This is a genomic window from Isoptericola croceus, assembly GCF_029382255.1.
GTDB lineage: Bacteria > Actinomycetota > Actinomycetes > Actinomycetales > Cellulomonadaceae > Isoptericola > Isoptericola croceus.
The window spans coordinates 1-23,638 of sequence record NZ_JARLLG010000013.1 but is presented as its reverse complement, the minus strand read 5'-3'; the positions used below and the strand labels follow the sequence as shown (position 1 = coordinate 23,638).

Genomic DNA, 23,638 nt, shown 5'->3' with positions numbered 1-23,638 from the left:
CGCTCACCGGCGCGGACCGGCGTCGTCGGTCCGCAGCGCGACGAGCGCGACCAGCGGGACGGCGGCGAACAGCATGAGCGACACGACCCGGATGCCGTAGTCGTTGGCCACCGCGCCGCCCGCCCCGGCGATGAGCAGCGCGATGAGCACGGGACGCAGGAGCGGCCAGGTCCGGTCGGCCCGGGCCAGCCAGTCGGGGCGCCACCGCCGCGGCCCCCACAGCGCCAGGACGAGCAGCAGGAGCACGACGAGAGCCAGCCAGGCGTCGAACCCGCCGGACAACGACCGCCAGGCGTACCCCGCCTTGCGGCCGATCGTCTCGAGGCCGGTGCCGTCGATGATCGACTGCACGAACGAACCGAGGTGGGTCCGTTCGGCGGCCGGGCGCAGCCAGTCCGCGAAGCCGATGGCCGCCACGAGCAGCACGCCGGCGCCACCGGCGACGAGCAGGCGTTGCCAGGTGATCCGCGCGCCGACGACGGCCAGCACCACGACGACCATGACAGGCAGCAGCACGAGCCCGCCACCGACGTCGGCCCCCAGCGAGGGCAGGACGCTCACCACGAGCGCCACCACCCCCACGACGGAGGCCACGACACCCGCCGCCACCCGGCCGAGCCGGCGCGCGAGCACCGTGCCGAGCCCCGCGGCGCAGACCACGGCGGCCACCGCGTACACGGAGTAGGTGGGGTTGCCGAACCCGTAGAACCTGCCGCCGAGGGTCGGCGCCGCCCCGAGCGGGCTGCCGCGGTGCAGGGAGGTGCCGAGCAGGGCGTCCAGCGTCAGGACGGCGAACGTGATGGTGGCGAGCACCGTGGGTCCGGCCCACACCGGCCAGCGGGGGGCGAGCGCGGCCACGAGCACGACGAGCGCCGTGCTGACGCCGAGGGAGAACCACAGGGCCAGGGTGATGTTCTCCCCGCGCCACCAGCCCCACGTGGTCATGAGGAAGGTCGCCGCCGGCAGGGAGGCGCAGGTGAGGAGCACGACGTCCAGGGCCCGGGACCAGGTGCGCGCCGCCCGGGGCGCCTGCCGGCGCAGGCGCGGGAGCAGCAGGACCACGAGGGCGAGCGCGGCGAGCGCGACGAGCACGGGGAGGCCGGTGATCGAGCCGGTGGTGATGCGCAGCTCGTGGTCGCGGGCGGTGAGGGAGTCGAGCTCACGGACGGTCGCGGTGGTGGTGCTGGGGCGGTCGTCGGCGAGGGTGAGGGGCGCGCCGGAGAAGTCGGCGGGCCGGGGCAGGTCGTAGGCCTCGACGAGGGTGACCGGAAGGTCCAGCACGCGCACCACGCCCAGCCACCGGGTCGAGGAGGTCGTCAGGTAGGAGGGGGCGGTGTCGGTGTCCGTCTGGACGATGCCCACGCCGAGCGCGGGGCGCGCAGGTGCCGGGTTGCCGAGGTCGAGCACGACGACGGTGGTGTCCTCGGGGACGGCGGTGAGCACGCGCCGCACCGTCGCGTCCACGGTGCGCAGGGCGGCCAGGCGTTCGTCGCCGCCCGTGGTGGCGTCGGCGGGTGCGGGCCGCGACGTGCTGCCCTCCCCGGTCGGGTGGTAGGGCGCGGTGCCGGCATCGACCATCGTCACCGGGCAGGAGAACGTCTCCGCGGGGTCGGCGAGCGCCGCGTCGAGGCTGCGGTACCGCTCCACGGTCCCGTCGGTGCCGGCGAGGGCCAGCGCGGCCCCGGGGCCGACGGCGGTGGCACACGTGCCGCCACCGGCCAGCGCCTGACCGAGGACTCCCAGCCGGGGGCGGAACTCCGAGCGCGCCTGCAGGGCAGCGAGCTCGTCCCAGCCGTCGATCTCGCCGGCGCCCGGCCCCCCGGCGTCCGCCCGCACGTCCCATGGCGCGCACGTCCACAGGCTGTCGACGAATTCGCCGGTGACCGGGCTGCGGCCGGAGCTCAGCCCGAGCCATCCGGCGGCAGGGCAGTCGGCGGACGCGCCGGTGACCGCAGCCGTGACACCCGTGGCGCTCGCGCCGTCGCGCAGCATGCCCCACAGCGTGGGGGTGGCCGCGGGGTCGACGTCGTCCCAGCGCAGCCCTTCCGTGCCGATGACGACGACGGGCTCCGCGTCGAGCACCTCGACACCCGCCCCCGCGACGTCCCCGGCGCTCGCCAGGCCGCGGGCGGGCAGGGCCGCCGCACCGAGCAGCAGCGCCACGAGCAGGCCGGCGGCGACCCCGGCAGCCACCGCGGGGGTGCGGGCGAGCAGCGGGCCGGAACGGGGAGCGCCCGGCTCTCCCGCGGGCCCGGTGCCGGGTGCGGAGGTCGCGACGGAGTCCGCTTGCTCGAGCGCCCCGACGGCCAGGACCGGCGTCGCCACGAGCAGCACGTAGACCGCCACGACGATCCCGGAGTCGTTCAGCAGGGTGCCGACGACGGCGACGGTCACCAGCGCGACGACGGTGCGGTGCAGGAGCGGGTCGGCGCGGAAGGCGGCAGCGACCCCGTCCAGCCGGGCGCGCTCGGGGGAGAGCAGCGCCCAGGCGACGGCGGCGCACACGACGACGGCGAAGGCCCCGGCCGGGTTCGCCACCGTCGCCCACGCCCCGGCCGCCTTGCCGGCGAGCACGTCGAACGCGCCGCCGTCGAGCACCGACTGGACGAATCCACCCAGGTGCGTGCCGGGACCGGGCAGCGCCCAGTCCACCACCGCTACCAGCGCGACGGCTGCCACCGTGCCGCCGGCGACCGCGAGGACGCGGCGCCAGGTCAGGCGCCAGCCGGCCACCCCGGCGACGAGCACGGCGAAGGCCGGCAGCAGGGCGAGGATGCCGCCGAGGTCGGCACCGAAGGGCGGAAGCCCGTCGACGGCGGTGGTGAGGAGGCCGACGCCGGCGGCAGCCGCGACACGGGTGCGGCGCCGGGCGCCGGCGTCACGCAGGAGGGCGGCGATCCCGGCGGCGAGCACGAGGCCGACGACCGAGTAGACCGCGAACACCGAGTTCGAGAAGCCGTAGAACCGGGCGCCCAGGGACGGTGCGGGGCCGAGCAGGGATCCTTGCTGCAGCGTGGTGCCGGTCAGGCCGTCGACGGTCAGCACCAGCCAGGTCACCGCGGCGAGCGCCGTCGGCAGGCGCCAGGGGCCGGGGGGTGCGACACGACGCAGCGCCCAGGCCGCGAGGGCCGCGGCGAGCGCGGTGGCGCTGAGGGCCACCGCGAGCAGGGTGACAGGGGTGGTGCCGACCCACCAGCGGGTCAGGGTCGCCAGGGTCGCCGCGACCGGGAGGCTGGCCGCGACGAGCAGCGCGCCGGTCGCGAGACGGCGCCCGGTCCGGCTCGGGGCCGCACCGGTGGCCGCGGTGCGGCGACGGGCCACGAGCAGACCCGCCACGACCAGGACGTCGGCGAGCGCGAGGATCCCGACCAGCACCGGTGTCATGAGGGGCAGCACCTCGGTGAGCACGCCGAGGTACTGGCGGTTCTCGACCGTCCGGCTCACCGACAGGCGCCGGTCGTCCCCGCGCTCGAGGGGAGACCCGGTGAAGGCGGACGTCTCCTGGCCAGCGCCGTCCTCGGTCGGGTCGGCCGGTTCGGGCGGGTCGTCCGTCACCGGCGTGGGGGCGTGAGCCGTGATCGCCTCGGCGAGGGTGGCGGTGAGGTCGGCGCTGACGACGACACCGGGCCAACGGGCCGAGGTCGAGCTCAACCAGGTGGCGGTCCCGCCGGGAGCGGTCCAGTCCACCACCACCTGCAGGTCTGCCGGACCGTTCGGGGTGTCGGAGATGCCGGCGACCACGAGCCGTCCGCCGTCGGGCAGCAGCGTGCTGAGCGTGCCGATCGAGGCGTCGAGCGCGGCGAGCGCCTCGGTGCGCTCCACCGCGGCGTCAGGGAGCTCTCCCAGGTCGACGACTCCGACGGGGCACGCTGCGACGTCCTCCGCGGTGAGGTCGTCGACACCCGTCACGTACCGCGGGACGTCGCCTGCACCGTCGGCGAGGGCGACCGCTCCACCCGGACCGGTCGCCGTCGTGCAGACGCCGGCCGCCTCGGCGAGGTCACCGAGCGCGCCGGGCTCCGCCGGCGGTCCTGTCGTGTCGTCGCCGACCAGACCGACCCAGCCGGGCACGGTGACAGTGGTCGCAGCGGCCTCGGCGGGCAGCGACGGCATGTCCGCGCAGCCGACGGCGGCGGGGCCGTCGAGCGCGCCGTCGTCGTCCTGCCCGGCACCGGAGTCGGGCAGGGCGTCCTCGTCGACCGCCGCGGAGACGCGGCTGCCGGCCGAGACGGAGAGCCAGGCGTCGAGCGGGCAGGTGGGTGTCAGGGTGCGCACGGACACCGAGGCGACCGAGCCGCCCCCGACGAGGCGCCACAGGTTCGGTGTACGGCCGGCGTCGACGTCGGACCACTGCAGGCCGGCGACGCCCGCGAGGACCAGCGGGGTGTGGGGTGGCGGCTCGGCGTCGTCCGCGTGCGCCGTGGCGGGCACCAGGCTCAGGAACAGGGCGGCCAGCAGGGCAGCGACGACGGTGAGGGGACGGACCAAGAGACGCACCCCGCCAGCCTAAGTGGCGCTGCTGCTCTCCCCGGCGCCGCGGCGCGGTGCCGGGTGCGGTGCCTGGTGCGGGCCGGCGCGGTCTCAGGCCGGCGCGCGCACCACGAGAGCTCCGGGCTCGACCCACGACTCGAGGCAGGTGGCCGGCCCGAGCACGTCCCCGTCGACCTGGGCCTGCTCGCTGCCGTCGACGTCGATGCGGACCCGGCGGGCCCGCACGTGGTCGATGCGACCGATCTTGACCTTCGCCTCGTTCTGCACGCCCATGCCCTGGGCGACGACCTCGCCGAAGAGCTGCGCCCACCCGGCGAGGCCGCCCCGGGTGTCGATCGCGGCGACGTCGAGGACGCCGTCGTCGATCACCGCGTCGGGCAGCAGCGTGATCCCGCCGGGCAGGCGCCCGCAGTTGCCGACCAGGAACGTGCGCAGCCGGGCGGTCACCGCCGTCTCGTCGTCGATGGTGATCTGCGCCCTCATCCGGCGACCGTGCAGGTGCCGGGCGCCGGCGAGGAAGTAGGCGACCCAGCCCATCCTCGCCTTGAGCTGGTCGTCGGTGTCCGCGACCATCGCGGCGTCGAAGCCCAGGCCGGCGATGACGAGGAAGATGTGCGCGACCTGCTCGTCGCCGGGACCCTCCGGGGCGACGTCCTCGGACGTGACGTCGCCGGCGTCCGTGCCCTCGTCGGGCACGGGGGTGATCCGCGCCCGGCCGACGTCGATGCGGCGGTCGCGTCCGCCGATGACGACCGCCATGGCCTCGTCGACACCTCCCAGCGGGATGTCGAGGTTGCGGGCCAGCAGGTTCCCGGTCCCGGCCGGCACGATCCCCATGGGCGTGTCGGTGCCGGACAGGCTCTCGGCGACGGCTCGCACCGTGCCGTCCCCGCCGGCCGCGACGACGATGTCCGCGCCGTCGGCCAGCGCGCGGCGTGCCTGCCCTGTGCCGGGGTCGTCGACGGTGGTGTCGTAGAAGAGCGGCTCCGGCAGCGCCGCCTCCGCGCAGATGCGCCGTGCCGTGTCCACGATCCGGTCGGAGCCCTCCTTGGACGGGTTGACGACGACGGCGATCTGCGGCCTGGTGCGTGACGCACCGTGGTGCGGTGCGGCCGCGGGGCGGGCGGCGGCACGCAGCTTGCTGCGCCGTATCCCGACCAGCGCCGTGGCCAGCGCGACGACGCCGACGAGCAGGGCGACGATTCCGACGGTGAGCTCCCAGGGCATGAGGGCAACATAGGGTCAACCGGGGTCATCGCGCGCGAGGTGGCGCGGCCCGGTCCGGGTGAGGTGGAGCACGGCCGCGCGGGGCAGCGTGCAGCCGACCGTTAGGCTGACGGGCGTGATCGACATCCGTCTCCTGCGTGACAACCCCGACACCGTCCGCGCGAGCCAGCAGGCCCGTGGCGAGGATCCCGCCCTGGTCGACGCGGCCCTGGACGCCGACGCCCGTCGACGTTCCTCCCTCGCGGAGTTCGAGTCGCTGCGCGCGGAGCAGAAGGCGCTGGGCAAGGAGGTCGCCCGGGCTGTGGGCGACGAGAAGGCGGCGCTGCTCGCCCGGACCAAGAAGCTCGCCGGCCAGGTCAAGGAGCACCAGGCCGCCGCGCACGAGGCCGAGGCGGAGCTCGACGAGCTGCTGTACCGCATCCCCAACGTCATCGAGGGGGCTCCTCCCGGCAGCGAGGAGGACTTCCTCACCCTGAAGTCGGTCGGTACCCCGCGGGACTTCGCCGCGGAGGGGTTCGCCCCCCGCGACCACCTCGACCTCGGCGAGGAGCTCGGCGCGATCGACACGGCCCGTGGGGCGAAGGTCTCCGGGTCGCGCTTCTACTTCCTCACCGGTGTCGGTGCCCGGCTCGAGCTCGCGCTGCTCAACGCGGCCACCGACCTGGCGCTGGCCGCCGGTTTCACACCGATGATCACGCCCACGCTGGTCACTCCGGAGACGATGCGCGGCACCGGGTTCCTCGGCGCGCACGCCGACGAGATCTACCGGCTCGAGCGCGACGACCTGTACCTGGTCGGCACCTCGGAGGTGGCGCTCGCGGGCTACCACGGCGACGAGATCCTCGATCTGTCGGGCGGGCCGAAGCGGTACGCCGGCTGGAGCGCCTGCTACCGCCGCGAGGCCGGGTCGCACGGCAAGGACGTGCGCGGCATCATCCGGGTCCACCAGTTCCACAAGGTGGAGATGTTCAGCTACTGCTCGGTGGACGACGCCGCGGCGGAGCACGAGCGGATGCTCGGCTGGGAGGAGGCCATGCTCGCCAAGGTCGAGCTGCCCTACCGGGTCATCGACACCGCGGCAGGGGACCTGGGCACGAGCGCCGCCCGCAAGTTCGACTGCGAGGCCTGGCTGCCCAGCCAGGAGCGGTTCCTCGAGCTGACCTCGACGTCGAACTGCACCACCTTCCAGGCGCGCCGGATGAACGTGCGCGAGCGCACGGAGGGCGGGACCCGCACGGTGGCGACGCTCAACGGGACGCTCGGGACGACCCGGTGGATCGTCGCGATCCTGGAGAACCACCAGCAGGCCGACGGATCGGTCCGGGTCCCCGAGGGGCTGCGGCCGTACCTCGGTGGGCTCGAGGTCCTCGAGCCGGTGCGCTGAGGTGACGACCATGGCGACCGGTGACGAGCCCATGCTCGTCGCGCTCGACATCGACGGCACGCTGCTGTCCTACGACGGCGACATGACGCCTGCGGTGCACGACGCCGTCACGGCCGTGCGGGCGGCGGGCCACGAGGTGGTGCTCGCCTCGGGGCGGTCGCTGATCTCGATGCTGCCGGTCGCTGAGCACCTCGGGCTCTCCACGGGCTGGATGGTCTGCTCCAACGGCGCGGTGACGGTCCGCCTCGACCCTGACCTGCCGGAGGGGTGGGTCGCCAAGGAGATCGTCACGTTCGACCCGGAGCCGGCCCTGAGCCTGCTGCGTCACGAGCTGCCGGACGCCCGGTACGCCGTCGAGGACCTCGGCGTCGGCTTCCGCATGACCGAGCACTTCCCCGAGGGCGAGCTGGAGGGCGTGCACGTCGTCGTCCCGCTCGAGGACCTGTGGTCGAGCGAGGTCACGCGTGTCATCGTGCGCAGCCCGGAGTCCACGTCCGAGCGCTTCCACGAGCTGGTGGAGCACCTCGGGCTCGACGACGTCACCTACGCGGTGGGGTGGAGCGCCTGGATGGACCTGGCGCCGCTGGGCGTGTCCAAGGCGACGGCGCTCGAGCAGGTCCGACGCCGCACGCACGTCCAGCCGCACCGGACGGTCGCGATGGGCGACGGGCGCAACGACGTGGAGATGCTGCGGTGGGCCGCACGCGGAGTCGCCATGGGGCACGCGGACGACGTCGTGCGGGCGGCTGCGGACGAGGTGACCGGGACGATCGACGAGGACGGCGCGGCGCAGCTACTGAAGTCGCTGCTCTGAGCGTCCCCGTCGGCGTCTCCTCGACGACCGGCCCCGGACGGTTCAGTCGCGGGCGGTGAGGATGAGCGGGCCGTCCGGCGTGATCGCGATGGTGTGCTCGCTGTGGGCGCCGCGCGAGCCGTCGGCCGAGCGCAGCGTCCAGCCGTCGTCGTCGGTGTAGATCTCGTCCGTGGTCTCCAGGAACCACGGCTCGATGGCGATGACCAGGCCGGGACGCAGGGGGAAGCCGCGCCCTGCGCGTCCGTCGTTGGGGATGTGCGGGTCGCCGTGCATGGTGCGGCCCACGCCGTGCCCGCCGAAGTCCGTGTTGATCGCGTAGCCCGCCTCGCGCGCGACGGCGGCGATGGCGGCCGAGATGTCGCCGATCTTGTTCCCGGCCTGAGCGGCCGCGATCCCGGCGTCGAGAGCGTCCTGGGTGGTGCGGATGAGCCGCGCGTCCGCCTCCGCGCGCTCAGGGGAGGACGACTCGCCGACGACGAACGACAGGGCGGAGTCCGACACCCAGCCGTCCACGGCCACGGCGAAGTCGAGCGTGAGCAGGTCGCCGTCGCGCAGCGCGTAGTCGTGGGGGAGGCCGTGGAGCACGGCGTCGTTGACCGAGGTGCAGATGACCTTGCCGAACGGGCTCGCACCGAATGAGGGGTGGTAGTCGATGTAGCAGGACTCGGCGCCGCGCTCCTTGATGCGGCGGTGCGCCACCTCGTCGAGCTCGAGCAGGTTGACGCCCGGCTTCGCCGCCTCGCGCACGGCCTGCAGCGTCTCCGCGACGAAGCGACCCGCGGGTCGCATCTCCTCGATCTCCCGCGGGGTCCTCAGCTCGATCATGGGTGGTCCTTCCGGTCTGGTCCGACGGTGCTGTGACGTCCGGCGCCAAGGGTGTCACGTCTGGCGGCGAGGTTGTCACGTCTCGCGACGCGGCCCGATCGTCACCGCATCGTAACCGTGCGGGGTCGCTGCCTCGGTTGCACGTGGTGAAAAGTTGCGTTCCACTTACAAAGGGGTCGGGAGCGCCGAAGACAGGACAAAGCCGACCTCTGCGGAGTCCGATGGCGGACCGCGCTGTCGGAACGACCACACGACGCAGTGGAGGGTTGGACATGACCAGAAGGACGACGGCGGCACGACGCCGTGGCCTGGCAGCGGTCGCGGGGGGTGCGAGCCTCGCGCTCCTCCTGGCTGCCTGCAGCGATCCCGACGGCGAAGGCGGCGCCGAGCCTGACGACATGGGCGACGACATGGAGTCGTCGATCGACTGCGCCGCCTACGACGAGTTCGGCGACCTCGAGGGCACGACGGTGAACCTCTACACCTCGATCGTCGAACCCGAGCAGCAGACGCAGGAGGACTCCTACGACGCGTTCGAGGAGTGCACCGGCGTGACCGTGGTGTACGAGGGCTCCCGCGAGTTCGAGGCGCAGCTCCTCGTGCGCATCCAGGCCGGCAACGTCCCCGACATCGCCTACCTGCCGCAGCCGGGCCTGCTGAACACCATCGTCAGCGACTACCCCGACGCGATCGTCGCGGCCCCGGACGCGACCGTGGCGAACGTCGACGAGTACTTCTCCGAGACCTGGAAGGACTACGGGACCGTCGACGGGACGTTCTACGCCGCCCCGCTCGGCGCGAACGCCAAGTCGTTCGTCTGGTACTCGCCGACCATGTTCGCCGACGCCGGCTACGAGATCCCGCAGACGTGGACCGAGATGATGGACCTCACCGAGACCATCGCGGGCGAGCAGGAGACCCTGCCCTGGTGCGCCGGCGTGGAGTCCGGTGACGCCACCGGCTGGCCGGGTACCGACTGGATCGAGGACGTCGTGCTCCGCACCGCGGGGCCGGACGTCTACGAGGAGTGGTACAACCACGACATCCCGTTCAACGACCCGCAGATCGTCGAGGCGTTCGACACGGCCGGGGAGATCCTCAAGAACCCGGACTACGTCAACGCGGGCCTGGGCGGCGTCGACTCGATCGCCACGACCGCGTGGACGGACGCGGGCTTCCCGATCCTCGACGGCAACTGCTGGATGCACCGCGCCGCGAACTTCTACCAGACGCAGTGGCCGTCCGGCACCGAGGTGGGCGAGAACGGCGACGTGTTCGCCTTCTACCTCCCGACCGACCAGACCGACGTCAAGCCGGTCCTCGGTGGCGGCGAGTTCGTCGGGGCCTTCGACGACCGTCCGGAGGTCCAGGCCTTCCAGACCTACCTGTCGAGCGCCGACTGGGCCAACGAGAAGGCTCTGGCGACGCCCGAGGGCGGTTGGGTCAGTGCGAACACCGGTCTCGACCCGGCGAACCTGCAGACCGAGTTCGACCAGCTCGCGGCCGAGGTCCTCTCCGACGAGGCCGCCGTGGTGGCCTTCGACGGCTCGGACCTCATGCCCGGTGAGGTCGGTGCCGGGACCTTCTGGAACGGCATCGTCGACTGGTTGACCGGCACCTCCACCCAGGACGTCGTCGACCGCATCGAGAACAGCTGGCCGTGACGGCGGCGTGCGGACCGGGTCCGTCGGCAGCGCCGACGGACCCGGTCCGCCGCACATCTGGAGGAGGAATTCTGTGGACTGGTTGCTGACGCCCGGTACCGCGGGCGAGAAGTTCGCCGTCATGGCCGTCGCCATCGTGCTCTTCGTCGCCATGATGAGCCTGATCCTGTTCGCCGTCGACCGGCCCAGGCGCCTCCCCTCGTGGGTGGTCGCCCTCGGGTTCGTCGGCCTGCCGCTGGGGTTCCTCGCGTTCGGGCTGCTCCGCCCGGCGGGGATCACGTTGTGGAACTCGTTCTTCAACCGCAACAGCACGGAGTTCGTCGGTTTCGACAACTACGTGCGTGCCTTCACCGAGTCGCAGTTCCAGCAGGTGCTGCTCGTCACCGCGGCGTGGGTGATCCTGGCCCCGCTGCTCAGCACGGTCATCGGTCTCGTCTACGCCGTGCTCGTGGACCGCACCCGCTTCGAGAAGTTCGCCAAGGCGCTGGTCTTCGTCCCCATGGCGATCTCGATGGTCGGCGCCTCGATCATCTGGAAGTTCGTCTACGAGTTCCGGCCGGACCAGGGGGCGATCCAGCAGATCGGTCTGCTCAACCAGGTGCTCGCCTGGCTCGGCTTCCCCCCGCAACAGTTCCTCATCGGCCAGCCCTGGAACACCGGGTTCCTCATCGTCGTGATGATCTGGATCCAGACCGGTTTCGCCATGACGGTGCTGTCCGCGGCGATCAAGTCCATCCCGGACGACATCACCGAGGCAGCTCGGCTCGACGGCCTGCACGGGGCGCAGATGTTCCGGTACATCACGGTGCCGAGCATCCGTCCCGCCCTCGTCGTCGTGCTGACCACGATCGCGATGGCGACGCTCAAGGCGTTCGACATCGTGCGGACCATGACCGGCGGCCAGTTCGGCACCCAGGTCGTGGCCAACGAGTTCTACACGCAAGCGTTCCGGCAGAACAACCAAGGGCTCGCCGCGGCACTCGCGGTCGTGCTGTTCGTGCTGGTGATCCCGATCATCGCGTACAACGTGCGTCAGATGCGGATGGCGGAGGAGATTCGATGAGCAGCACACCCACTCCGCTCCCGGCGCACGCCGTCGACGACGAGTCGGCGCCGGAGAAGCCACGCCGGATGTCGCGCGCCGAGCAGCGCGCGATCGCCGCCAAGGGGCGTCTCAGCTCCCCGTGGGCCTCGGGTATCGCGATCATCATCGCGATCCTGTGGACCATCCCGTCGATCGGGCTCCTCGTCACGTCGTTCCGGCCCGATACGGTGATCCGCAACAGCGGGTGGTGGACGGTCTTCGGCAGCATCGCGTCCGGCGAGGCCGAGTTCACGGTCGACAACTACAACCAGGCCCTGTTCGGGAGCAGCTCGGACCTGGCGACGTTCTTCGTGAACTCGTTCGTCATCACCATCCCAGCCGTGGTCATCCCGATCACGCTGGCCCTGCTGGCGGCGTACGCGTTCGCCTGGATCCCGTTCCGGGGGCGCAACATCCTGTTCGTCGCGGTGTTCTCGCTGCAGATCGTGCCGTTGCAGGTGGCGCTCGTGCCGCTGCTCAGGAACTACAACGACTGGGGCATCGGCGGATCGTTCTGGACGGTGTGGTTCTCCCACTCGATCTTCGCGCTGCCGCTGGCGATCTTCCTGCTGCACAACTTCATGAAGGACATCCCGCCCTCGCTCGTCGAGGCGGCCCGGGTCGACGGCGCGGGGCACGTGAAGATCTTCTTCCGGGTGCTCTTCCCCCTGCTGGTGCCGGCGATCGCCTCGTTCGGGATCTTCCAGTTCCTCTGGGTGTGGAACGACCTGCTGGTCGGCCTGACCTTCGCGGCCAGCCCGTACCAGCCGATGACCGTCGCGGTCGCCGAGCTGGCCGGCTCGCGAGGCGGGGACTGGCACCTGCTGACGGCCGGGGCGTTCATCTCCATGGTCGTGCCGCTGGTCGTGTTCGTCGCCCTGCAGCGCTACTTCGTGCGGGGGATGCTGGCGGGGGCGGTGAAGGGCTGAGCCTGCGTCGGGTGTGCTGCGGGATCGCAAGAGCCCCGCGACGTCGCGTTCACGGGCGCTGCGCGCCCTCCACTTCGGGGGTGACGACGTCGCGGGGCTCTTGCGATCCCGCAGCTAGGCTCCGTCTCGTCCTTCCTGCTGGGAGGACGGGACGGACGGCATCAGACCTGGGGGGCTGCCGGGGCGTCGACGGCCTTCGGGTCAGGGCCGAACTGGTTGGGGCCACGCGTGCCCTCGAGGAACATGAAGACCAGCAGCACGATGTTGGCCACCGGGATGAATGCCAGGATGACGAGCACGCCGGGCTTGTCCTGGTCGTGCAGGCGGCGAACGGTGACCGCGAGGTTCGGGAGCAGGAACGCCAGCCCGACGATGGCGTAGAGGGCAGTTCCAGCGAAGTAGGAGCCACCGACCTGGCCGGTCTGCATGTCGATCCCGGACGCCATCATCGGGCCGGCGACGATGCTGACGACGACCCACACGATCGCCAGGAACAGCGCCCAGAACCAGAACTCGGAGCGCCGGGCGCGCCCGGAGAAGGTGGCGTACTTGCTGAAGACGGTCTTGACGGCAGTGCCGAAGCTCATGGTTACCCCTTGTGCATGGTGCGGTCGGCACGGGTGTGCCGACCGCAGGCGAACCTAGAGGAAGGATCACTCGCCGTCCAGGACATCGCCGCGATTCCTTCACATCTCTTTGCCCCGGTGGGCGGGGCGTGGAGGCGTCGGCGTACGCTCCCCGGGTGCCCGACGCCACGTCACCCGTCCCGCCCGGTCCCCCGTCCGCGGTGCCCCGTGGTCCGCTGGACCGGGTCCCGGCGCCGGCCCTCTTCGTCGTCTCCGGACTGACGCTCTACCTGGGTGCGGCGGTCGCCGTCGGGCTGTTCGGCACGCTGGGCGCGCCGACGGTGAGCTGGTGGCGCATCGTCCTCGCCGCCGTCGTGCTCCTCGCGTGGCGGCGTCCGTGGCGCCGCCGGTGGACGCGGCACGACATCGTGGTGGCCGGGCTCTTCGGCACCGCCCTCGCCGCGATGAACATCGTCTTCTACGTGGCCATCGACCACCTCCCGCTCGGTGTCGCCGTCGCGATCGAGTTCACCGGGCCGATCGCGGTCGCAGCGATCACGGGGCGCGGCTGGCGCGAGCGTGGTGCGATCGTGGTGGCGGCCGCCGGCGTGATCCTGCTCGCCGGAGTCACGCTGGACAGCGACCTGCCCCGCGGGGACGTAATCGTCGGGCTCCTCGCGGTCCTCGCCGCGGCGGCGTGCTGGGCCGGCTACATCGTGCTGGGCAAGCGGGTCGCCGGGGGTGGCGCCGGCATCGACGGGCTCGCGATCGGCATGCTCGTGGGTGCCCTGGTCTTCGCCCCGTTCTTCGGTCGCTCGGTCGTGACCGTCGTGCCCGACCTCGGCCTGCTCGGGTTCCTGCTCGTCGTCGCGGTGTGCTCGTCCGTCGTGCCGTACGTGCTGGACCAGGTCGTGCTGCGCCGCGTGGGCACCGCGACCTTCTCGGTGCTGCTCGCGATGCTGCCGGCGACCGCGGCCGTGATCGGCGCCGTCGTCCTGCGGCAGGTCCCGACGTGGCCGGAGATCGTCGGGCTCGTCCTCGTCTCCGGAGCGATCGTGATGACTGCCACCGGCCGGGAGTAGGCCCGCGTCAGGGCACCAGCAGCACCTTGCCGAAGACCTCGCCGGACTCGAGCAGGTCGTGCGCGGCGTCCGCCGCGTCGAGCGGGAGGCGGGCGTGCACGACGGGCCGCAGCCGCCCTTGCGTCACCAGGGGCCACACGTGCTCGGCGACCGCGGCGAGGATCTCCGCCTTCTCCTGCGGGCTGCGCGAGCGCAGCGTCGTGCCGGTGACGGTCGCCCGCTTGGCCATGAGCCGAGCGAGGTCCAGCTCGCCCGTGCGCCCCTGCTGGAGCCCGATCACGACGAGCCGCCCCCCGGGCGCGAGCACGCGGACGTTGTCCCGCAGCGCCCCGCCCCCCAGCACGTCGAGCACGACGTCGGCCCCCCGGCCGTCGGTGGCCTCGCGGACCGCGGCCACGACGTCCTCGCGACGGTGGTCGACGACGGCGCTCGCCCCGAGGGTCCGGCACCGCGCGACGCGCTCCGGGCCACCGGCCGTCGTGACGACGCGCGCACCCAGAGCGGCGCCGAGCTGGACCGCGATGCTGCCGACGCCACCCGAGCCGCCCTGGACGAGAAGTGTCTCGCCGTCGCGCAGCCGGCCGGCGTCGACGAGGTTGGTCCAGGCTGTGCACACCGCCTCCGGGAGCGCGGCGGCATCGACGAGGTCGACGCCGTCGGGCACGGGAAGCGTCTGGTCCTCGCCCACGACGACCTGCTCGGCGTAGCCGCCACCGGCGAGCAGCGCGACGACCTCGTCACCGACACGCCGCGACGACACGCCCGCACCGAGTCGGCGGACCGTACCTGATATCTCAAGACCTGGCCACTCGGGAGCACCGGGTGGCGGTGGGTACAGACCGGCGCGTTGTAGCAGGTCAGCACGGTTGACGCCACTCGAAGCGACATCGATCAGGATCTCGCCCGCGCCCGGTTCGGGTAGGTTGACGGCAGTTGTGGTGAGTTTCCCTGCGGGGCCTTCGCCCGATATCGTGACGGCTCGCACACTGACGGAGGCTACTCGCGCGCGGCGTCGAGTGACCAGAGCAGTTCTCCACAGGTGCGATGAACATCGGAGACAGCGGAGGCGGAACGCCTCTCGACGCTCCGAACGATCAGTGATGGAGAGAGGTCCCCATGCTCCGCAGGTTGGGCGTTCGCGGGAAGATCCTGGCGACACTCGCCGTGCCGATCTTCGTCCTGCTGCTGGCGGCCACGTACATCTCGTGGGGCGCGCTGCAGGCCGCGATCCAGGCCGACCAGACGTCGGGGCTCGTGGACAGCCTCGAGCTGCAGGACCGAGCCGGTACCGCGATGGCGCGGGAGCGTGCCCTGTCGGTGGCCGTCCTGAACGACGTCGAGGGCGCGAGGGACCAGCTCGTCGAGGCCCAGGAGCAGACGGACGAGGCCGTCGACGCCCGCAACGCGGCGCTGTCGGCGCTGGACACCGACCTGCTGAGCACGAACGTCCGGGACGCGATCAACTCGACCATCGAGGACCGTCGCATCGTCGACGACCTGCAGACGGACGTCATCGCCGGGCAGATCACCGAGGCGTCGGCCGTCGCGCAGTACGGCGAGCTCATCGAGCGGGCGCTCGACGTCCCACGAGCGCTCTCGGCGGCCTCCACGGACTCGGCCCTCGCCGAGCACCTGAACGCCTATGTCGCCATGGACTCGGTCATGCTCGCGAACACCGACGAGCGTCCGATCGTCGCGCTGGGCCTCGCGGACGCGGCGCGCGCCGCGGCGGGCGACGGCGAGCGCAACGGCGACCTGATGGGCCGCATGGTCACGGCACTGAACACGACCGACGAGCTCCGGGCCGCGGCGCAGGGCCGGGTGGACCAGCTGGGCCTGGACCTGCAGCTCCCGGAGTACTCCGACGAGCTGCAGCAGCTCCGCTTCCAGCTGCAGTTCCTCAACTTCTCCGGTATCAACCAGCGTGACGCGGCGGCCTGGGCCGAGCTCTCGCAGGGCTGGATCGACGAGATGCTGCCGGTCCGTGACGAGGTCCGCGGCGCGACGGTGGGCTACGCGCAGGACGTGTCGTCGACCGCCAGGACGCAGGCGGTCGGCACGCTGGCCGCGACCTTCGGCATCGTGCTGCTGTCGCTGGTCATCGCGCTGGTCATCGCACGGCGCATCGTGACGCCGCTGCGCCGCCTCACCGTCGCCACGGCCGACGTGCGCGAGCGCCTGCCGCGGATGGTCGAGCAGATGGCGGTGCCGGGCCAGTCGCCCGACGTCGACCTGGTGCAGATCCCCGTCGAGTCCGACGACGAGATCGGCCGCCTCGCCAACGCGTTCAACCAGGTGAACGAGACCACGATGGAGGTCGCCCGGGAGCAGGCGGCGCTCCGTGGGTCGATCGCGGAGATGTTCGTCAACGTCGCCCGCCGCGACCAGGTGCTGCTCAACCGCCAGCTCGCCTTCCTCGACGAGCTCGAGCGGTCCGAGGAGGACGCGAGCACGCTGTCGAACCTCTTCCGGCTGGACCACCTCGCCACCCGGATGCGCCGCAACGCCGAGTCGCTCCTGGTCCTTGCCGGCATCGACTCCGGCCGACGCGTCCGCAACCCGATGCCTGTCTCGGACGTCGTCCGCACGGCGTCGTCCGAGATCGAGCTCTACGACCGGGTTCGTCTCAGCCTGCACACCGATCCGCACATGCTCGGTCACAACGCGCTGAACGCGGCCCACCTCATCGCCGAGCTGCTCGAGAACGCCACGATGTTCTCCGAGCCGCACACCCCGGTGGAGGTCTCCACGGCGCGCGACGAGCGCGGTGTGGTCGTGACGGTCCGTGACCACGGCCTGGGAATGTCCTCGGAGGAGATCGCGGACGCGAACCTCAAGGTCGCCTCGACCACCGCGTCGGACGCGGTGGGTGCCCAGCGCCTGGGCCTCTTCGTGGTGGGTCGTCTGGCCGCACGCCTCCGCGCCTCGGTCGAGTTCAGCTCCGGGCAGGGCGGTAAGGGAACGACCGTGACGGTGGTCTTCCCGGCGGAGCTCTTCCTGTCGGACGAAGCGATGCCGCTGCCGCAGCCGACCGACCCGCTCGAGACCTCCACGCAGCAGGCCGTGGCGCAGATCGGCCAGGAGCCTGCCCAGACCGGGCTGCTGGACGCGGTTCCCGCCACCGTCCCCGCGGACCCCCGAGCCTCGGCGAGCCCTGCGAGCCCCCCGGCTCCAGCGGCCGCCTACGCGCCGGAGGGTCGCTACGCCGCCGAGGCCTCGGTCGAACCCGGCCGGACCGCAGCGATGTCGATGCCCGACGCCCGCCCGCGCCCCGCAGACGGCAGGCCTGCCGTGCGGTCGTCGTTCGGGATGCCGCAGCCGGAGCCGCCGGAGGCTCAGCCGGTCGATCTGGGCGCGCTCATGGACGGCACCACGGCCACGGGGATGCCTCGCCGTCGTCGTGCCGACGAGGGACCGGCGACCGAGGCGATCGTCCTGCCGCCGTTGGAGACCCCGCAACTGGACGAGTCGGCGGAGGCGTCGCCGGAGGACGGGTCGTGGTCGCCGCCGCGCGAGGTCGCACCGGCGGGGAGCTCCCTGCCGAGCAGGCAACGGTCTGGGACCGATGGACGCGAGCCGGGCACCCACTCCGGTGCCGTGCCGCTGCCGGTCCAGGACGAACCCGCCGCCGTGCCGATCGAGCCCGAGCAGCGCACCGGCCTCTTCTCGAGCTTCCGCTCGATGGAGCGGCTGGAGGAGTCATCCGGTGAGGGCACCATCCAGCTCGACGCGGTCATCGACGACCCGGCCGACGTCCCGCTCGCCCTGGCCCCGGCCGAGGAGAGCATGGAGTCCGTCCAGTCGGCTCCCGACTACCGGCCGGCACCCGCCGCCGCTGAGCCACCGACGGACGTGGTCGTGGACGGGTACCCGCCGGCACGCGAGCGCGAGGACCGTCGCGACGAGACGGCCGTGTCTGATGACCACGGCTTCACCAGCCTGCCGGCCTTCGAGGACCTGATGTCCGACCTGCCGACACGACGTGGTGAGACGTCGCTGCCGAGCTCGCGCAAGCGCGGTCTCTTCGGCCGCAAGCCCGCCGTCGAGGAGACGGCCACCGCTGCGGTGGACTCGGTCACGAGCGGTTCCGCGTCGGGCCTGGTCGGATCGGCCGGCGGCGTCGACCCGCTGACGATGCCGACGATCGCGGTGAGCCCGGCGTCCGCCAACTCGGCGCCGGAGCGACGCGCCGATGCGCCGTCGTGGCAGTCCGCGCGCGAGGACGACGGGTGGTCGGCCAGGCCGACGCAGCGTGCTGCCGACCCGCAGCCGTTTGCTCCCGAGCGGCCGGCCGCCCAGGAGCCGGTGGCGTACCAGCCGCCGATCGTCGAGGACGTGCCCTACCAGGCGCCGCAGTCGATCGAACCGACGCCCAGCGTCGCTCCGGAAGCCCCGTCGCCCGCATCGGCACCGGCCTTCGCCACGTCGGCGGACGAGGGCCGGCCGGTGGCCAGGTCCTACGGCGAGTCAGTCCTGCCGCTGCGTTCCACCGGCGACACCAAGGGGGACCCGCTCGACCCCCGCTACGTGCCCGACACCGTCGAGGCGCGCTCCGAGTGGATGGCTTCGGCCGTCCTGTACGAGGAGATGTCCACGCTCATGCAGCGCGGCGTCTTCCAGGAAGAGAACGTGACGACCAGCAACGAGGAGCAGACGTACCGGCCCACCGCGGTGGCACCGGAGGCCGTGAACGGCCTGACCCGTCGGAGCAGGACCGCAGAGCACTCCGCCTCGGCGGACCGCTTCTCGGCCCGCATCGAGCGTGATCCGGAGCAGCTGCGTGCGCGGCTGTCGGCCTTCCAGTCGGCCACCGCTCGCGGGCGTTCCGAGGCAACCGGGTGACGGGGCCTCGACGGATGACCCCTTGACCGTGAATGATGTCCCTGGATCGTCTCCGCAGCAGCGGTGACCTGCGCACTCTGCGCATCTGACGAGGAGGAAGCGTGACCCTCAGTACTGAAGCGACCAACTTCGGGTGGCTTCTCGACAACTTCGTCCGGACCGTGCCGGGCAGCCGCCATACCCTGGTGGTTTCCGCGGACGGTCTGCTCATGGCGATGTCTGACCACCTCGACCGGGTCAGCGGCGACCAGCTCGCCGCGATCGTGTCGGGGATGTCGAGTCTCACCCGTGGTGCCGCGCGCCAGCTCAGCGGTGGCAACGTCCGGCAGGCCATCGTCGAGATGGACAACGGATACCTCTTCTTGATGCATGTCTCGAACGGTTCGGTCCTCGCGGTCGTGGCCGAGGCGAACTGCGACATCGGCCTCATCGGCTACGAGATGGCGCTGCTTGTGTCGCGCACCGAGGCGACGCTCACACCGCAGCTCATCTCGGAGATGCGAGGCAGCCTTCCCGTCGACGGCACGACGCGCTCAGCGCAGGTTGGATGAGATAGAGGATGACGCACGCACCGTTCGGTTCCCTGGGTTCGCACTCCGCAGACGGCTACGAGGCTTCCACGGTGCGTCCCTACGCGGTCACAGGTGGCCGTGTCCGCTCCTCCATGTCCGACCTGCCGCTCGAGGCGTTGGTCGAGGTCATGCCGGGGGCGGTCAGCAGCTTCGGGCTCACCCCGGAGAAGCGCGCGATCCTGCAGCACGCAGCGCACACGTACGTGTCGATCGCGGAGCTCTCTGCCCTCCTGAAGCTCCCTCTCGGGGTTGTCCGCATCCTCGTGGCGGACATGCAGGAGGAGGGCCACATCACTGTGCACACCTCGGCCCCGGTGAACGTCCACACGGGCCACGGCAGCAACCACTCGGGGCTTTCCCTGAGCGTCTTGGAGAGTGTTCTCAATGGCATTTCCACCCTCTGATAGCGCGTCGCCCGGGGGGCCGGGCGGTCTGGCCCCCAGCTGGGCGCCGGTCTCGACGCCGCCGGCGGGCGGGCTGAGCGCGCCGGCTGGCGCGCCCTCACCCTTCGGCGGTGCGAGAACAGGCTCGCCGGTGCGGCAGAGCGTCCTCGGTGGCGCGCCGCGTGCCGAGGCGGGCGCTCCGTCGGGCGAGCGGACGTCTCCCGCCCAGCAGGCTCCTGCTGCCGCGGCGCCGACCCGACCCACGGTCGACGCTCCTGTCGCGGCAGCCGCGCCGCACGCGACCGTCGGACACCAGGCTGCACCGGTGAACCAGCCGTCGCTGGCGTCCGCACCGCGTCAGCAGGCACCCGCCGCGGCGGCGGCGCCAGCCGCTGACGCCGTGAGCACGGCACCGACGGTGACCAAGATCGTCGTCGCGGGCGGGTTCGCCGTCGGCAAGACCACCTTCATCGGCTCCATCTCCGACGTCGAGCCGCTCAACACCGAGGCTGCGATGACCGAGCACTCGGTCGGAGTCGACGACGCGGGTGGCGTGACCGACCGCAAGACGACGACCACGGTCGCGATGGACTTCGGCCGGGTGTCGCTGCCGGGGAACCTCTGGCTGTACCTGTTCGGCACCCCTGGTCAGGACCGCTTCCTGTTCATGTGGGACGACCTGGTGCGGGGCGCGATCGGCGCGGTCGTGCTCGTCGACACGGATCGTCTTGAGCAGTGCTTCCCGGCGATCGACTACTTCGAGCAGCGCGGTGTGCCGTTCGTCGTGGGCGTCAACTGCTTCGACGGTGTGGCCAAGCACCGCCTCGAGGACGTGCGTGAGGCGCTGCAGATCCCGGCGCACGTGCCGATGCTCTACACCGATGCACGGTCGAGGGCGGCCACCAAGCAGACGCTGATCTCTCTCGTCCAGCTGGCGATGCGGCAGCTGCGCACGGGCGGCGCCCCCGGCTGAGTCGGGGGACGTACGGCAGCGGCCGGCCCGGTGGACTCCGTCCCCGGGCCGGCCGTCGGCCGTACCGCACCTGCCCCGATAGACTGCGGGGGCTCGGGAGGGCTGACAGAGCGGCCTAATGTGACGGTCTTGAAAACCGTTGTGCGGCAACCCCGCACCGGGGGTTCGAATCCCCCGCCCTCCGCCAGGCAGGCCGGCACGGCCCTCCTCGGGTGCGGCTTTGCCCCGCGACCCCTACGGCAGGTAGTCTGGGCGCCGCAGCACAGGCTGACGCCTGCCGTTGCGAGGAGACGTCGCATAGTCTGGTCTAGTGCGCCACCCTGCTAAGGTGGTAACGGGGCAACCCGTTCGCGGGTTCAAATCCCGCCGTCTCCGCCAGGAAGGCTCCGGAGTTCGACGCCCGGAGTCTTTTCTGCTGTGGCTGAGGCACCCGTGCGCGGCGTCAGTGGCGCCGGTCACTGGCCCTGATCCGGATTTGGGGATCAGCGGTCCGCGCGGTAGTGTTCTGGTCGGTCGGTGCGAGAGCGCCGGTCAGTCTGCGCCCGTAGCTCAACGGATAGAGCATCTGACTACGGATCAGAAGGTTGGGGGTTCGAATCCCTCCGGGCGCACTGCGAGATGACGGCTCGATTCCAGGGCGTCGAGCCGTTTCTCGATAGTTGCCCTCTGGGGCGGTACCGCAGCGAGGGCCAGTCGGAGGCGGCATAGTTGCCGATGACGGGATTAGACCTCGCCCCAGCCCGCCGCAGCTGTTGCGGCGGACGACCGAACTGCGATGGGGCAGGACGCGTCAGACGCTGCACGATGCAAGAGGGGTGAACGATCGCATGAGCGATCAGACCTGGACAACGATCGCGATCGTGGCGTATATGGCCCTGATGCTAGGCATCGGCTACGCCGCGTTCCGCGGGACGAAAGACCTCGACGACTACATGCTGGGCGGGCGTCGACTGCATCCGAGCGTCGCCGCACTGAGCGCCGGCGCCTCGGACATGTCCGGCTGGCTGCTCCTCGGCCTTCCCGGCGCCATCTATGTCGCCGGACTGGTGGAGGCGTGGATCGCCGTCGGCCTGACGATCGGAGCCTGGCTCAACTGGAAGTTCGTGGCACCGCGGCTGCGCGCCTACACCGAGGTCTCGAACAACTCGATCACGATCCCGAGCTTCTTCGAGAACCGGCTCAGGGACACCTCGCGCCTGCTGCGGATCGCAGCCGGTGCGATCGTGCTGGTGTTCTTCACCTTCTACGTCTCCTCCGGGATGGTTGCCGGTGGGACGTTCTTCGAGAGCTCCTTCGAGATGAGCTATCTGACGGGTCTGCTCGTCGTCGCCGGGGTGACGCTTGCCTACACGCTCTTCGGCGGATTCCTCGGAGCGACCTGGACCGACGTCGCCCAGGGCATCCTCATGCTCCTCGCTCTGATCGCGGTGCCGATCGTGGCCATCGTCGAGATGGGCGGCTGGGGCGTCGTGCGTGAGGGGATCCTCGCAGCCGACACCACGGCAGCCGCGAACCACCTGTCGTTCGTCGCCGGTGCCTCGGCCACGGGCGTGATCTCGGCGCTCGCCTGGGGGCTCGGCTACTTCGGGCAGCCCCACATCATCGTGCGCTTCATGGCGATGCGAACCCCTCGCGACGCGACGGCGGGGCGCCGCATCGGCATCTCGTGGATGATCCTCACCGCTGTCGGTGCCGTCATGACCGGACTGATCGGCGTGGGCTTCATCAACGTCAACGGTCTGACCCTGGACAACCCGGAGACGATCTTCCTGGTCATGGCCCAGATGCTGTTCCATCCGGTCGTCGCCGGGCTCGTCCTGGCAGCGGTCCTGGCTGCGATCATGTCGACGCTCTCGTCCCAGCTCATCGTCTCCTCCTCCGCCTTGGTCGAGGACCTGGCGAAGATGGTCACCAAGCGTGAGCTGTCGGCCAAGGCGCAGGTCATGCTCGGCCGAGCCGGCGTGCTCACGGTGGCGCTCATCGCCGCCATCATCGCGTTGGACCGCACGACGACGATCCTGGACCTGGTCGGCTTCGCCTGGGCGGGCTTCGGCGCGGCCTTCGGGCCGATCGTCCTCCTGAGCCTGTACTGGCGCCGGCTCAGCCGCTGGGGCGCGCTGGCCGGGATGGTCAGCGGTGCCGTCGTCGCGTTCGTGTGGGGCCAGAGCGCGCTGGGCGACACGCTCTACGAGATCGTCCCGGGCTTCCTCACGGGGCTGGTCGTTGCCATCGTGGTGAGCCTCTTCACCGCACGGCCCGGCGAGGACGTCCAGGGAGAGTTCCTGGAGGCGCGGCGCCTCGCTGCTGCGCCGGCGTCGGCCGGTGCTGCCTGATCCCTGCTGGACACTCTGAACGTCGGACGGCCCTGCTCGAACCAGCCTGGTTCGAGCAGGGCCGTCCGACGTCGCCGGCGTCCGATCGGTTCCCTGCTCAGGAGTGGCGTGCGCCACGTCCCCGCGCGTTGACGCAGGGGGACCGAGGTCTGTAATGTTCTCTGAGTCAGCCCGACGGGCCGACGGACACCGAGGAGACAGCCTGACGGGCTGGGTACCGGTGGCCGGGCCGGAGCTGAAAACCACATCCTTCTGGATCAGGACGCCCAGTGCGCTCTGATAAGGTGGGGCGGGTTCGGAATCCCCCGAAATCGCGCGAATCAGCAGATTCGACGATTTGCAGGGAGATATCGGAACTGCTAAGTTTGAGGGGTTGCCCCGGACGGGGTCGGGATGGTTGTCCTGGTCTTGGATGGTGTGCGTCGGTTGTTTGAGAACTCAACAGTGTGCTTGATAGTCAATGCCAAAT

Annotated in this window: 16 protein-coding genes and 3 tRNA genes; 14 read left to right on the top strand and 5 right to left on the bottom strand. The window is 71.5% G+C overall.

Annotated features, from left to right (window positions below; translation table 11 throughout):
- Positions 1–3 precede the first annotated feature (3 nt).
- Complete coding sequence (locus tag PZC42_RS19340; protein ID WP_277213487.1) at positions 4–4,497, bottom strand: hypothetical protein; 4,494 nt, start codon at positions 4,495–4,497, stop codon at positions 4–6.
- Positions 4,498–4,581: 84 nt separating this feature from the next.
- Positions 4,582–5,718 carry a diacylglycerol/lipid kinase family protein gene (locus PZC42_RS19335; protein WP_277213486.1) on the bottom strand — a complete coding sequence of 379 codons (1,137 nt, stop codon included), beginning with the start codon at positions 5,716–5,718 and terminating at the stop codon, positions 4,582–4,584.
- A 115-nt stretch (positions 5,719–5,833) separates the two neighbouring features.
- Between PZC42_RS19335 and serS the strand changes: the two genes are divergently transcribed.
- Both serS and PZC42_RS19325 read left to right on the top strand, forming a co-directional pair.
- Positions 5,834–7,102, top strand: coding sequence for a serine--tRNA ligase (gene serS, locus PZC42_RS19330; RefSeq protein ID WP_277213485.1), 1,269 nt, complete (start codon positions 5,834–5,836; stop codon positions 7,100–7,102).
- Between the two features lie 10 nt (positions 7,103–7,112).
- The gene (locus tag PZC42_RS19325) at positions 7,113–7,916 is read left to right on the top strand and encodes an HAD family hydrolase (RefSeq protein ID WP_277213483.1); all 804 of its coding nucleotides are present in this window, start codon (positions 7,113–7,115) and stop codon (positions 7,914–7,916) included.
- A 42-nt stretch (positions 7,917–7,958) separates the two neighbouring features.
- Here PZC42_RS19325 and map read toward each other — a convergent pair whose 3' ends face one another.
- On the bottom strand, positions 7,959–8,741 hold the full coding sequence (gene map / locus PZC42_RS19320) for a type I methionyl aminopeptidase (protein ID WP_277213481.1): 783 nt from the start codon (positions 8,739–8,741) through the stop codon (positions 7,959–7,961).
- A gap of 272 nt (positions 8,742–9,013) precedes the next feature.
- Between map and PZC42_RS19315 the strand changes: the two genes are divergently transcribed.
- The 3 genes from PZC42_RS19315 to PZC42_RS19305 all read left to right on the top strand — a co-directional run bounded on the left by PZC42_RS19315 (position 9,014) and on the right by PZC42_RS19305 (position 12,418).
- Positions 9,014–10,405, top strand: coding sequence for an ABC transporter substrate-binding protein (locus tag PZC42_RS19315; protein WP_277213479.1), 1,392 nt, complete (start codon positions 9,014–9,016; stop codon positions 10,403–10,405).
- A 73-nt stretch (positions 10,406–10,478) separates the two neighbouring features.
- Positions 10,479–11,468, top strand: a complete 990-nt coding sequence (locus PZC42_RS19310; RefSeq protein WP_277213478.1) for a carbohydrate ABC transporter permease — start codon at positions 10,479–10,481, stop codon at positions 11,466–11,468.
- Complete coding sequence (locus tag PZC42_RS19305; protein WP_277213477.1) at positions 11,465–12,418, top strand: carbohydrate ABC transporter permease; 954 nt, start codon at positions 11,465–11,467, stop codon at positions 12,416–12,418. The genes PZC42_RS19310 and PZC42_RS19305 overlap by 4 nt, the downstream gene beginning before the upstream one ends.
- Before the next feature lie 161 nt (positions 12,419–12,579).
- Here the strand turns inward: PZC42_RS19305 and PZC42_RS19300 are convergent, their stop codons facing one another.
- Positions 12,580–13,005 (bottom strand): DUF805 domain-containing protein, encoded by a 426-nt coding sequence (locus PZC42_RS19300; protein ID WP_277213476.1) that lies wholly within the window; start codon positions 13,003–13,005, stop codon positions 12,580–12,582.
- Between the two features lie 215 nt (positions 13,006–13,220).
- On the opposite strand from PZC42_RS19300, the gene PZC42_RS19295 reads away from it, so the two are divergent.
- Positions 13,221–14,066 (top strand): EamA family transporter, encoded by an 846-nt coding sequence (locus tag PZC42_RS19295; protein WP_306575793.1) that lies wholly within the window; start codon positions 13,221–13,223, stop codon positions 14,064–14,066.
- A 7-nt stretch (positions 14,067–14,073) separates the two neighbouring features.
- Here PZC42_RS19295 and PZC42_RS19290 read toward each other — a convergent pair whose 3' ends face one another.
- Positions 14,074–15,051: an NAD(P)H-quinone oxidoreductase gene (locus PZC42_RS19290; protein ID WP_277213474.1), complete on the bottom strand. Its 978-nt coding sequence runs from the start codon at positions 15,049–15,051 to the stop codon at positions 14,074–14,076.
- 131 nt (positions 15,052–15,182) lie between these two features.
- On the opposite strand from PZC42_RS19290, the gene PZC42_RS19285 reads away from it, so the two are divergent.
- The 8 genes from PZC42_RS19285 to putP all read left to right on the top strand — a co-directional run bounded on the left by PZC42_RS19285 (position 15,183) and on the right by putP (position 23,169).
- The gene (locus tag PZC42_RS19285; protein ID WP_277213472.1) at positions 15,183–18,908 is read left to right on the top strand and encodes a sensor histidine kinase; all 3,726 of its coding nucleotides are present in this window, start codon (positions 15,183–15,185) and stop codon (positions 18,906–18,908) included.
- A 101-nt stretch (positions 18,909–19,009) separates the two neighbouring features.
- Positions 19,010–19,459 carry a roadblock/LC7 domain-containing protein gene (locus PZC42_RS19280; RefSeq protein ID WP_277213470.1) on the top strand — a complete coding sequence of 150 codons (450 nt, stop codon included), beginning with the start codon at positions 19,010–19,012 and terminating at the stop codon, positions 19,457–19,459.
- An 8-nt stretch (positions 19,460–19,467) separates the two neighbouring features.
- Positions 19,468–19,884, top strand: coding sequence for a DUF742 domain-containing protein (locus PZC42_RS19275; protein ID WP_171784611.1), 417 nt, complete (start codon positions 19,468–19,470; stop codon positions 19,882–19,884).
- Positions 19,885–20,263: 379 nt separating this feature from the next.
- Entirely contained in the window at positions 20,264–20,836 is a 573-nt protein-coding gene (locus tag PZC42_RS19270; protein ID WP_277213641.1) for a GTP-binding protein, read from the top strand.
- A 96-nt stretch (positions 20,837–20,932) separates the two neighbouring features.
- Positions 20,933–21,023 (top strand) — tRNA-Ser (locus PZC42_RS19265).
- Between the two features lie 99 nt (positions 21,024–21,122).
- Positions 21,123–21,214: transfer RNA gene (locus PZC42_RS19260), tRNA-Ser, on the top strand.
- 160 nt (positions 21,215–21,374) lie between these two features.
- Positions 21,375–21,447 (top strand) — tRNA-Arg (locus PZC42_RS19255).
- Positions 21,448–21,663: 216 nt separating this feature from the next.
- Positions 21,664–23,169 (top strand): sodium/proline symporter PutP, encoded by a 1,506-nt coding sequence (putP, locus tag PZC42_RS19250; protein WP_277213467.1) that lies wholly within the window; start codon positions 21,664–21,666, stop codon positions 23,167–23,169.
- Positions 23,170–23,638: the final 469 nt, after the last annotated feature.

Excerpts from the sequence above, each read along its gene's own strand:
- putP (WP_277213467.1), top strand. The coding sequence starts at position 21,664 with ATGAGCGATCAGACCTGGACAACGATCGCGATCGTGGCGTATATGGCC.
- PZC42_RS19315 (WP_277213479.1), top strand. The coding sequence starts at position 9,014 with ATGACCAGAAGGACGACGGCGGCACGACGCCGTGGCCTGGCAGCGGTC.
- PZC42_RS19305 (WP_277213477.1), top strand. The coding sequence starts at position 11,465 with ATGAGCAGCACACCCACTCCGCTCCCGGCGCACGCCGTCGACGACGAG.
- PZC42_RS19325 (WP_277213483.1), top strand. The coding sequence starts at position 7,113 with ATGGCGACCGGTGACGAGCCCATGCTCGTCGCGCTCGACATCGACGGC.
- PZC42_RS19275 (WP_171784611.1), top strand. The coding sequence starts at position 19,468 with ATGACGCACGCACCGTTCGGTTCCCTGGGTTCGCACTCCGCAGACGGC.
- PZC42_RS19285 (WP_277213472.1), top strand. The coding sequence starts at position 15,183 with ATGCTCCGCAGGTTGGGCGTTCGCGGGAAGATCCTGGCGACACTCGCC.
- PZC42_RS19300 (WP_277213476.1), bottom strand. The coding sequence starts at position 13,005 with ATGAGCTTCGGCACTGCCGTCAAGACCGTCTTCAGCAAGTACGCCACC.
- map (WP_277213481.1), bottom strand. The coding sequence starts at position 8,741 with ATGATCGAGCTGAGGACCCCGCGGGAGATCGAGGAGATGCGACCCGCG.
- PZC42_RS19335 (WP_277213486.1), bottom strand. The coding sequence starts at position 5,718 with ATGCCCTGGGAGCTCACCGTCGGAATCGTCGCCCTGCTCGTCGGCGTC.